The organism is Halanaerobium salsuginis (genome assembly GCF_900114545.1).
GTDB classification, from domain to species: Bacteria; Bacillota; Halanaerobiia; order Halanaerobiales; family Halanaerobiaceae; genus Halanaerobium; species Halanaerobium salsuginis.
Genome location: NZ_FOTI01000065.1, coordinates 1 through 9,491, shown reverse-complemented (window position 1 = coordinate 9,491; position 9,491 = coordinate 1). Strand labels below are relative to the sequence as shown.

Sequence of the window (9,491 nt, the reverse complement as noted above, 5' to 3'; positions counted from 1 at the left end):
TAACTGTTTTTTTATCTCGAAGAGAAGTATCCTGAATCATTTGAGTTTTTCTATCATGAATCTTTTCTGCTTTTTTGCCGCAGACAGGACATTTAACATGATCTATTTTATAGTCAGCTACAAAAACTAAATATTCCTCCGTTTTAATTAAATCTGTTGCAACTAGGTCTGGTAAATCCATTAAATCTGTGATAAGATTATTATGCATTTGCTTGACTCCTTTATTGAATTTTTGGTGTTGTAACTATTTAATTCAACGGAGCCAGGCAAATGCCTTTTTTATTTAGATATTTTTAGATTTACAGTTTTTTCTTCACAACATTAATTATACAACCAGATAGAATAAATAAATTTTTTATAAATGGTTATTTATATTATTTTATAATTCTTATAAATACGTTAAACTATCTTGTTTTTTCAAGAATGTCATTATATTTTGAATTATTTTCAATAATATTAATACCCAATTTCATTTTCCATTTGAAGAAAAGTAAATACTTAATAACGGTAATAATTTTATCGGCATATTTTTTAGTTTTTTGGAAAATGTTATATGATGGCGGAGTGGAGCCATGGCGTATTATTCCTTATAGAACTGTTTTGTTTTAAAAATATTATTAAATTTAAGGATTGTGAAATATGAAGAAAAAAGGGTTGAAAATCCAAAGCTTAGAGAAAAGATCAAATACTTCTCAATGGATATGTGGAGTCCCTATAAAGCTGTAGCAGAAACTGTCTTTCCTAATGCCAAGATAGTGGTTGATAAATTCCATCTTGTCACAGCTATCAATAAAGCCCTGGATAAGCTTAGAATCAAGGAGCAGAAGAAGCAGACTGCTGCCAATAGAAAGAAATTCTACAAACAAGGCTCACTCTTTTAATGGCTGGTGAAAAACTTGATGATGACGGACACCAGCGGCTGATAGAGATCTTTAAACTATCTCCTGTTTTAGAAAAAGCATAGGAGCTAAAAGAAGAATTTAGAGACTTACTCCAGATACCTGATGTTAAAGAATCTATTCAAGCTTTAAATCACTGGTATGAAAATGTCAGTCAGTCCAAATTAAATCTTTTCTATAGAGCTAAAGGAACAGTAAAACGCTGGGAACAAACACATTATTAACTATTTTAAAACTAGAATAACTAACGGATTTGCTGAAGGATTAAACAACAAAATTAAATTAACCAAAAGAATTGGCAATTGGCTACAGCGTTCCCAAAGTTGAAAACTTAAAACGCTGAGTATATTTATCATTACTAAGTATTTAAGAGCAATTCAAAAAATTAAAGAGCCAACATGATTCAATGGATGCTATTTAGATTTCACAACATTTGTTAAAGAACCGATTGATTAAAATATTAATATTGAAAAGCCATCAATGAAAGCTAAAATGAGTTCATTAAGTCAGTTCATTCTTTTGGATTATTTAAAAATCAGAATTTCTAGTACTAAATTTTATTATTTTAATAAATCAATTATAAAATTAAAAAATATAGTAAAAATGTTTTGAATAAATTCCAGAAATAGATATTAAAGAGTCTAAAAAATATTTTAATTTCGATTTGATTAATTTTAATAAATTGAAATTTAACAAATAAATATCAAAAATTCTTTTTATTTTAGCATTATTAATTTTTTGAAAAAAGGTGTGTAATTTAAATGGTTAATTCAAATGGGATTGCTTGTGTGATTATTCTTTATAATCCTAAAAAAGAAGTAATACAAAATATTAAATCATTTTCAAATTATGTAGATATTATTTATGTAGTTGATAATTCAAAAAATATAAATAAATCGATCTATTATAAACTCAGTCAATTTGAAAATTTAAAATACATAAATGAATCTTCAAATAAAGGTATTGCTTTTCCATTAAACTTGGCTGCAAAAAAAGCATTAAAGAGTAATTATCAATGGTTACTAACTATGGATCAAGATAGTTATTTTACTGGTGATAGTTTAAAAAATATGATAAGTTACATTAAAAATAATGATACTTCAAAAATTGGAATTATAACTCCACATCATAAAATTAATAGGAATAATATGGCATCTAAAAAAATTGAAACAGTATTAACAACTATGACTTCTGGTAATTTGCTCAATTTAAACATTTATAAATTAGCTGGGGATTTTATAGAGAAGCTTTTTATTGATTCAGTTGATCATGAATATTGTCTGAGATTAAACAAGTTTGGTTATAAGGTTATAAAAATTAATTCATCTGTTTTAAATCATGAATTGGGAGATATAAGTAAAAGTATAGATATTTTAAATAAAAAATTATTAATTACTAATCATAATTATTTAAGAAGATATTATATTACACGCAACACTCTTTATGTTATTAATAAATACAAAGAAGAGTTCCCAGTGTTTTGCTTTAAAAAGTTTGTTATGATTATTTTAAGTTTTTTTCAAATTTTATTTTTTGAAAAAGATAAATTTAAAAAAATAAAATATATTTTTCTAGGCATTATAGATTATTTAAATAATAATTTTGGGAAAATAGATAATTAATAAGTTAATAATAGAAAGGGGATTTAAGTGGGAGCTATTTTATTAGTTGGTTCAAGTGGGCAACTTGGTTTAGAATTACAAAAACAGCTCAAAGATAAGAACTTTGAATATATCACATTGGATTTACCTAAATTTGATATAACTGAATTAGACTTAGTGATTGAAAAGATTACTAATGAAAAACTTGATATAATAATTAATTGTGCAGCTTATACAGATGTTGATGGCTGTGAGAATAATAAAGAAACTGCTTTTAAAGTTAATGCATTGGGAGCTAAAAATTTAGCTATAGCTGCAGAAAAAATTGGAGCAAAATTAGTGCATGTTTCTACAGATTATATATTTAATGGTCAAGGAGAGAAACCGTATAAAGAATATGAACATTCTTCCCCACAAACTGTTTATGGGAAGAGCAAGCTATTAGGTGAAAAATATGTTGAACAGTTTTCTTCAAAATTTTTTATATTTAGAACTGCCTGGTTATATGGAGATGGGAATAATTTTGTTAGAACAATGTTAAGATTAGCTGAAGAAAATGAAGAATTAAATGTAGTTAATGATCAAATTGGATCACCGACAAGTACAGTTGACTTAGCAAAAACCATAATCGATTTAATGGAAACGGAACATTATGGTTTATATCATGCCACATGTGAAGGACAGTGTAGCTGGTATGATTTTGCTAAAAAAATATTTGAGATTAAAAATATTGATATAAAAGTTAGTCCGGTAAGTTCAGATGAATTTAAAAGAGCTGCAGAAAGACCAAAATATTCTGTATTAGATAATTATATGCTTAAATTAATTGATAAAAATAATTTTAGATACTGGGAAGAATCTTTAGAAGAATATTTAGAAATGGAGTGATAAAGTGAAAGGTATTATATTAGCTGGAGGAGCAGGGACAAGACTATATCCTATTACTAAATCAGTTTCAAAACAATTATTACCTATTTATGATAAGCCAATGATTTATTATCCATTATCAGTATTAATGCTTTCCGGCATTACAGAAATTTTAATTATTTCAACACCAGAACATATTGATTTATATAAAGACCTTTTAGGGGACGGAAATGAGATTGGATTAAATTTTGCATATAAAGTACAGGATGAGCCACGTGGTTTAGCAGATGCTTTTTTAGTCGGAGAAGAATTCATTGGTGATGATGATGTTGCTTTAATTCTTGGTGACAATATATTTTATGGACAGAATTTTACTCATATTTTAAAGACTGCTGTCAATAGAGTTGAAGAAGAGAATGGAGCAACAGTTTTTGGGTATTATGTAAACAATCCGAAACAATTTGGTGTTGTGGAATTTGATGATGATAAAAATGTTGTTTCTTTAGAAGAAAAACCGAAAAACCCAAAATCAAAATATGCAGTTCCTGGTTTATATTTTTATGATAATAATGTAGTTGATATTGCTAAGAATATTGAACCTTCTGATCGTGGAGAATTGGAAATAACTGCAGTAAATAATGAATATTTAAGAAGAAATGAGCTGAAAGTAGAATTATTTGGTCGAGGTATGGCCTGGTTAGATACTGGAACACATAAGGGTCTACTGGAAGCTAATAACTTTGTAGAAGCTATTCAAAGCAGACAGGGTTTATATATTGCCTGTATTGAAGAGATAGCTTATAGATTAGATTATATTGATGAGGAACAATTATTGAAACTCGCTGAACCATTACTAAAAACAGATTATGGTCAATACTTAAAAAACATTGCTAAAAGTGATAGATAAAATAATGGGGTGATCATTTGTCTAAATTTAATTTTATTAAAACGGACATTGAAGATATGTATATTATTGAGACCTCTATTTTTGGTGATGACAGAGGTTATTTTATGGAAACATATAACAAAGAAGAATTTAATCAGGCTGGTTTAACAATGGATTTTGTACAGGATAATCAGTCTAAATCAAAAAAAGGGGTTCTTAGAGGACTTCATTTTCAAAAAGAACATCCACAGGGCAAATTGGTTAGAGTTTTAAATGGAAAAGTCTTTGATGTTGGAGTTGATCTAAGAACTGATTCAGAAACATATGGTCAGTGGCAGGGAGTAACTCTTTCAGGTGAAAATAAAAAGCAATTTTATGTCCCAGAAGGATTTGCTCATGGTTTTCTTGTTTTATCTGATACAGCTACTTTTTCTTATAAATGTACAGATTTTTATCATCCTGAAGATGAAGGTGGAATAATTTGGGATGATAGGGACATAAATATAAACTGGCCTTTAGAAGATATTGATAAAATACTCTTATCTGAGAAAGATAAAGAGTTAAATAGTTTAGTAGAAACTAAATTTAAATTTTAACGGGAGGATATTATGAATATTTTAGTAACTGGTGGAGCTGGTTTTATCGGAAGTAATTTTATATTTTATATGCTTGATCAGCATCCTGAGTATAGAATTGTCTGCCTTGATGCTTTAACTTATGCAGGGAATTTAGAAACTTTAGAACCTGTAATGGAAAATGATAATTTTAGATTTGTAAAAGGCGATATTAGAGATAGAGAATTTGTTTTTGATCTTTTTGAAGAAGAAAACTTTGATATGGTTGTTAACTTTGCTGCTGAGTCTCATGTTGATCGTTCTATAGAAGACCCAGGAGTATTTTTAGAAACCAATATTATGGGAACTCAGGTTTTAATGGACGCCTGTAGGGAATATGGAATTGAAAGATTTCATCAAGTATCGACAGATGAAGTTTACGGTGATTTACCATTAGATAAACCCGAATTAATGTTTACCGAAGATACATCAATTACAACTTCTTCGCCTTATTCAGCTTCAAAAGCTTCAGCTGATTTGTTAGTAGAAGCCTATAATAGAACCTTTGGGCTTCCAGTGACTATTTCAAGATGTTCTAATAACTATGGACCTTATCAGTTTCCTGAGAAGTTAATTCCTTTAATGATTTCTAAGGCTTTAGCAGAAGAAAAACTTCCTGTTTATGGTAAAGGGGAAAATGTTAGAGATTGGTTATATGTTGAAGACCACTGCAGAGCTATTGATTTAATTCTACATGAAGGTCAGGATGGCGAAGTTTATAATATAGGCGGTCATAATGAAAGAAGTAACCTAGAAGTAGTTAAAACTATTTTAGATGAACTTGATAAACCTGAGTCTTTAATTACTTTTGTTGAAGATAGAGCTGGGCATGATTTAAGATATGCTATTGACCCTACTAAAATAAGTAATGAACTTGGGTGGGAACCTACTATTTTATTTGATGAAGGTATTAAAAAGACAATTAAATGGTATCTTGACAATAAAGAATGGTATGGTAATATTGAAGATAATAAATTGTAAAGCATTTAATTTTTAATTATGACATATAAAGGTGGATTTTATGAAACATATTTTAAATTTAGTTATAAATTATGCGAATGAAGAAGAGGTTATTAAATATGCAAAATCTCTAGAAAATCAAAGTATTTCTGATAAAATTATATTGGTTATTGTTATAAATAAAATGGGAGCAATTTCTAAGTTTGATTTTAATCAAAAATTAAATGATATTAATTTAAAAATTAATATCTATGATGCTGGAGGAAATCTTGGATATCTTAATGGTTGTTTATTTGGTTATAAAAAATTTATTAAAAAAAACAATTATAATTTAGATTGGATTTTAATAAGTAATACAGATTTAATAATTGAAAATAAAGATTTTTTCAATGAATTTTTTTCCTATGATTACTCTAATGAAACATGGTGTATTGCTCCTTCTGTGTATAATATGAATAATAAAACATATGATAATCCTAAATATGAGAACCGCATACCAATATCTAAAATTAATAAAACAATATTTATTCATAAACACCCATTGCTATCTCTTATTTATTTAAAGTTAGGAAAATACAAATCTAAATTGACAAAAAAAGATAAATCCAAAAGTCAATATTGTTATGCAGTACAGGGTTGTTTTTTTGCTTTGAGGAAAGAGCTTATTGATATTATTAAAGATAAATCATTTGATGCATTTTTATATAGTGAAGAAAATTATATTTCAGAACTTTTAAGAACATATGATAAAAAATGTTATTATAATAGTGAAGTTGAAATTTTTCATAATGAAAAACAAACAACTGGATTTTTAAATTATAAAAAAAGAGCAGATTTTTATGTAGAATCTTTAAAATATATACGTAAAGAATTCTACGATGATTTTGATGTTCATAATTAATTATTGGATTGTCAACAGATAATTGTATTAGAAATTTAAATTAAGTGGTGGTTTTGTGAATGAACTTGAAAAAACAATTTATAATCTAGTTAAAAAAAATCCAGAAGTTAAAAATTTTATCAGGGATATATATCAGCGTATATTATCTTTTGTGCCTAAAAAAAATAAAGAAAGTAATTATGATATTATAGAACGGGAAGGTTATTTCTATGGATTTCATGATAAAATTCCCTGGTCAAAAGCTAATAATAAATTATTAGCTCACAAACCCTTAATAGAAAATAGGATTGTTAAAAAAGGAGATCTAGTTGAGATTGGTTATTTCTATGGTGATAATTATACTGAATTTAAGAATTTAGAAACTTCTAAATCATGGAACTGGCAACAGGGTTCGATGTTGCAGTGGCTAGATAAAAGTGAAAATATCATATATAATGACTGGAATGGGAAAAAAAATATTGCGAGAATAATTGATACAAATGGTAATCAGATAAAAGAGTTAGAATCACCAATCGGTGCTACATCAAGTGATGGAAAGTATGCTTTGGGATACAGTTTTGAGAGATTGAACGTTGGAATGTTTGGTTATGGTTATCCTTTTGAGAATGATTCTTTTAGAGATGAAAATATTCCACGAGAATCCGGTCTTAAATTAATAGATATCAAAAATAATGATTATGAATTTCTATTTTCTGTAAAAGATATTTTTGATTTAGAAACTAGTGAAAATATGGAAAATGCTTATCATTTTTTTACTCACTGTCTTTTTTCTCCTAATGATAATAAATTTTTATTTTTACACAGATGGTATAGAAGTGGAGAAAGATTGAAGACAAGATTAATTTCTTATAATATTAATAAAAAGAAATTGTTTATTTTTCCTACTAATGATATGGTATCGCATTTCACCTGGATTGATAATAATAGAGTTTTTGCCTATGCTAATACTAAAAAAAATGGAGATGGTTATTATATATTTCAAGATAAAAGCAATGAATATGAATATATAAATAATGATATTTACTCAAGTGATGGTCATCCCCAATATTGCAAAAAGAATGATTTAATTGTTACAGATACATATCCAGATAGATTTAGGATTCAAGAATTAAGTGTTTTTGATTTAAATAAAAATCGAAAAGAAATAATTGCAAAATTAAAGTCTCCTTTAAATTATAAAGAACAAATTAGATGTGATTTACATCCGAGATGGGACAGAAAAGGTACACAAATTTGTTTTGATTCAGCACATTTAGGGAAAAGATCACTTTGTACTATAAAATATAAACAAGATTAGGAAATAGGGGAATAAAATGCAAAATGATTTAGTTTCAATAATAACTCCATTATATAATTCAGAAGAGTTTATATCTGAAACAATAGAATCAGTATTAGTTCAAAGTTATTCTAATTGGGAAATGATAATTGTTGATGACTGTTCAACAGATAATGGAGTTAATATTGTAAAGAAATATAAAGAAAATGACAATAGGATTAAATTAGTCCAATTAAAAAAAAATAGCGGAGCTGCTGTTGCGAGAAATACAGCTATAAAAGTGGCTAAAGGAAGATATATTTCTTTTTTAGATAGCGATGACTTATGGCAACCAGAGAAGTTAGAGAAACAGATTCAATTTATGCAAGAAAATGATTATGCTTTTACATATACTAATTATCAAAAAATGACTGAATCTGGCGAATTAGTTAATGGAATAGTCAAATCGCCTTCAGAATTAAATTATGAAAAAGCTTTGCATACTAATTATATTGGTTGTTTGACAGCTATGTATGATACAAATAAGTTAGGGAAAATTTGTATGCCAGAAATTAGAAAACGGCAGGATTATGGTCTTTGGCTTAAAATATTAAAACAGGTCGATGGTCATGGATTAAATGAAAATTTGGCATATTATAGAGTTAGAAATAATTCAGTATCGTCAAATAAAATTGATTTATTAAAATATAACTGGAAACTATATAGGGATATTGAAAATTTATCAATATTGAGGTCTTTATATAATATTTTGTACACGATAATCCTTAAATTATTAAAGAAAAAATAGTATGTTCAATGATAATCTGGAGTTTATTTCAAATGATAACAGCACTAATCATGGCTGGAGGAGAAGGAACCAGATTCTGGCCTTTAAGTAGAAAAGACCAGACCATTTCAAACAGTTTTTAAAGCTTAATGACAACCAAAAAACAATGCTGCAGGAAACTGTAGAAAGAATAAATGAACTTGTTCCCTTAGAACAGGTTTTTATTGCAACTAATGAAGCCTATCAAAAAGCAATTAAAAAACAGCTGGATGGTATACCAGAAGAAAATATAATAGTAGAACCAATGAAGAGAAATACAGCTGCCTGTATAGGTTTATCTTCAGTAGTAATTGAAGATAAATATCCTGGTGTGAATGTCAAATAATATTTTACACTTTTCGCTCATTAAGATTTTACACCTAAGATTTTCCAAAAATGGTTTCTCTGTGAGTCAATCTGTAGCTATCACCATCTAAATTGATGATTTCGCACTTGTGAACTATGCGATCTAATATCGCAGCTGTAATTGCCTGATCGCCTATTAGTTCACCCCAATCTGAAGGTCCTTTATTTGAGGTAATAATAATTGAAGTCTGACCATACAGTTTGTTTATCAGCTGGAAAAAGAGGTTGGATTCCTGCTTTTCCATTGCCATAAACATGATGTCATCAATAATTAAAAGATCACATTTTAAAACTCTATTGAGTTTAGTTTTAGAAG

The 9,491-nt window shown here is 27.6% G+C and carries 13 protein-coding genes and 2 pseudogenes; 13 read left to right on the top strand and 2 right to left on the bottom strand.

The annotated features are described in order from the left end of the window. The coding region (locus BMZ74_RS13655) for a transposase family protein (protein ID WP_089862766.1) at positions 1-208 on the bottom strand (208 nt) is incomplete at its 3' end. An 89-nt stretch (positions 209-297) separates the two neighbouring features. Between BMZ74_RS13655 and BMZ74_RS14865 the strand changes: the two genes are divergently transcribed. From BMZ74_RS14865 to BMZ74_RS14825, 13 genes and pseudogenes are all read left to right on the top strand, one after another. After that, positions 298-609 (top strand): EpsG family protein, encoded by a 312-nt coding sequence (locus BMZ74_RS14865; RefSeq protein WP_425432344.1) that lies wholly within the window; start codon positions 298-300, stop codon positions 607-609. Positions 610-632: 23 nt separating this feature from the next. Next, the gene (locus tag BMZ74_RS14790) at positions 633-881 is read left to right on the top strand and encodes a transposase (protein ID WP_177181459.1); all 249 of its coding nucleotides are present in this window, start codon (positions 633-635) and stop codon (positions 879-881) included. A 95-nt stretch (positions 882-976) separates the two neighbouring features. Further along, positions 977-1,123, top strand: a pseudogene (locus BMZ74_RS14860) (hypothetical protein); the annotation flags it as partial. Next, on the top strand, positions 1,116-1,226 hold the full coding sequence (locus BMZ74_RS14855; RefSeq protein WP_089862767.1) for a transposase: 111 nt from the start codon (positions 1,116-1,118) through the stop codon (positions 1,224-1,226). The pseudogene BMZ74_RS14860 and the gene BMZ74_RS14855, both read left to right, overlap by 8 nt. A gap of 434 nt (positions 1,227-1,660) precedes the next feature. Further along, positions 1,661-2,521, top strand: coding sequence for a glycosyltransferase (locus BMZ74_RS13640; RefSeq protein ID WP_089862764.1), 861 nt, complete (start codon positions 1,661-1,663; stop codon positions 2,519-2,521). 27 nt (positions 2,522-2,548) lie between these two features. Beyond that, complete coding sequence (gene rfbD / locus BMZ74_RS13635) at positions 2,549-3,388, top strand: dTDP-4-dehydrorhamnose reductase (protein WP_089862763.1); 840 nt, start codon at positions 2,549-2,551, stop codon at positions 3,386-3,388. A gap of 4 nt (positions 3,389-3,392) precedes the next feature. Further along, positions 3,393-4,274 (top strand): glucose-1-phosphate thymidylyltransferase RfbA, encoded by an 882-nt coding sequence (gene rfbA, locus BMZ74_RS13630; RefSeq protein WP_089862762.1) that lies wholly within the window; start codon positions 3,393-3,395, stop codon positions 4,272-4,274. Positions 4,275-4,291: 17 nt separating this feature from the next. Next, a complete protein-coding gene (gene rfbC, locus BMZ74_RS13625; RefSeq protein ID WP_089862761.1) occupies positions 4,292-4,849 on the top strand; it encodes a dTDP-4-dehydrorhamnose 3,5-epimerase in 558 nt (185 codons plus the stop codon). A 12-nt stretch (positions 4,850-4,861) separates the two neighbouring features. Further along, positions 4,862-5,848 carry a dTDP-glucose 4,6-dehydratase gene (gene rfbB, locus BMZ74_RS13620; RefSeq protein ID WP_089862760.1) on the top strand — a complete coding sequence of 329 codons (987 nt, stop codon included), beginning with the start codon at positions 4,862-4,864 and terminating at the stop codon, positions 5,846-5,848. A 40-nt stretch (positions 5,849-5,888) separates the two neighbouring features. After that, positions 5,889-6,728, top strand: a complete 840-nt coding sequence (locus tag BMZ74_RS13615; RefSeq protein ID WP_089862759.1) for a hypothetical protein — start codon at positions 5,889-5,891, stop codon at positions 6,726-6,728. A 55-nt stretch (positions 6,729-6,783) separates the two neighbouring features. Next, positions 6,784-8,025 (top strand): hypothetical protein, encoded by a 1,242-nt coding sequence (locus tag BMZ74_RS13610; RefSeq protein WP_089862758.1) that lies wholly within the window; start codon positions 6,784-6,786, stop codon positions 8,023-8,025. Between the two features lie 16 nt (positions 8,026-8,041). Further along, the gene (locus BMZ74_RS13605) at positions 8,042-8,791 is read left to right on the top strand and encodes a glycosyltransferase family 2 protein (RefSeq protein WP_089862757.1); all 750 of its coding nucleotides are present in this window, start codon (positions 8,042-8,044) and stop codon (positions 8,789-8,791) included. Between the two features lie 32 nt (positions 8,792-8,823). Next, positions 8,824-9,140, top strand: a pseudogene (locus tag BMZ74_RS14825) (sugar phosphate nucleotidyltransferase); the annotation flags it as partial. Between the two features lie 49 nt (positions 9,141-9,189). Here the strand turns inward: BMZ74_RS14825 and BMZ74_RS13595 are convergent. Continuing rightward, the coding region (locus tag BMZ74_RS13595; protein WP_143070187.1) for an ATP-binding protein at positions 9,190-9,491 on the bottom strand (302 nt) is incomplete at its 5' end.

Bases quoted from the DNA above. Each gene is read 5' to 3' on its own strand.
- BMZ74_RS13605 (WP_089862757.1), top strand. From the start codon at position 8,042: ATGCAAAATGATTTAGTTTCAATAATAACTCCATTATATAATTCAGAA.
- rfbB (WP_089862760.1), top strand. From the start codon at position 4,862: ATGAATATTTTAGTAACTGGTGGAGCTGGTTTTATCGGAAGTAATTTT.
- BMZ74_RS13615 (WP_089862759.1), top strand. From the start codon at position 5,889: ATGAAACATATTTTAAATTTAGTTATAAATTATGCGAATGAAGAAGAG.
- BMZ74_RS13640 (WP_089862764.1), top strand. From the start codon at position 1,661: ATGGTTAATTCAAATGGGATTGCTTGTGTGATTATTCTTTATAATCCT.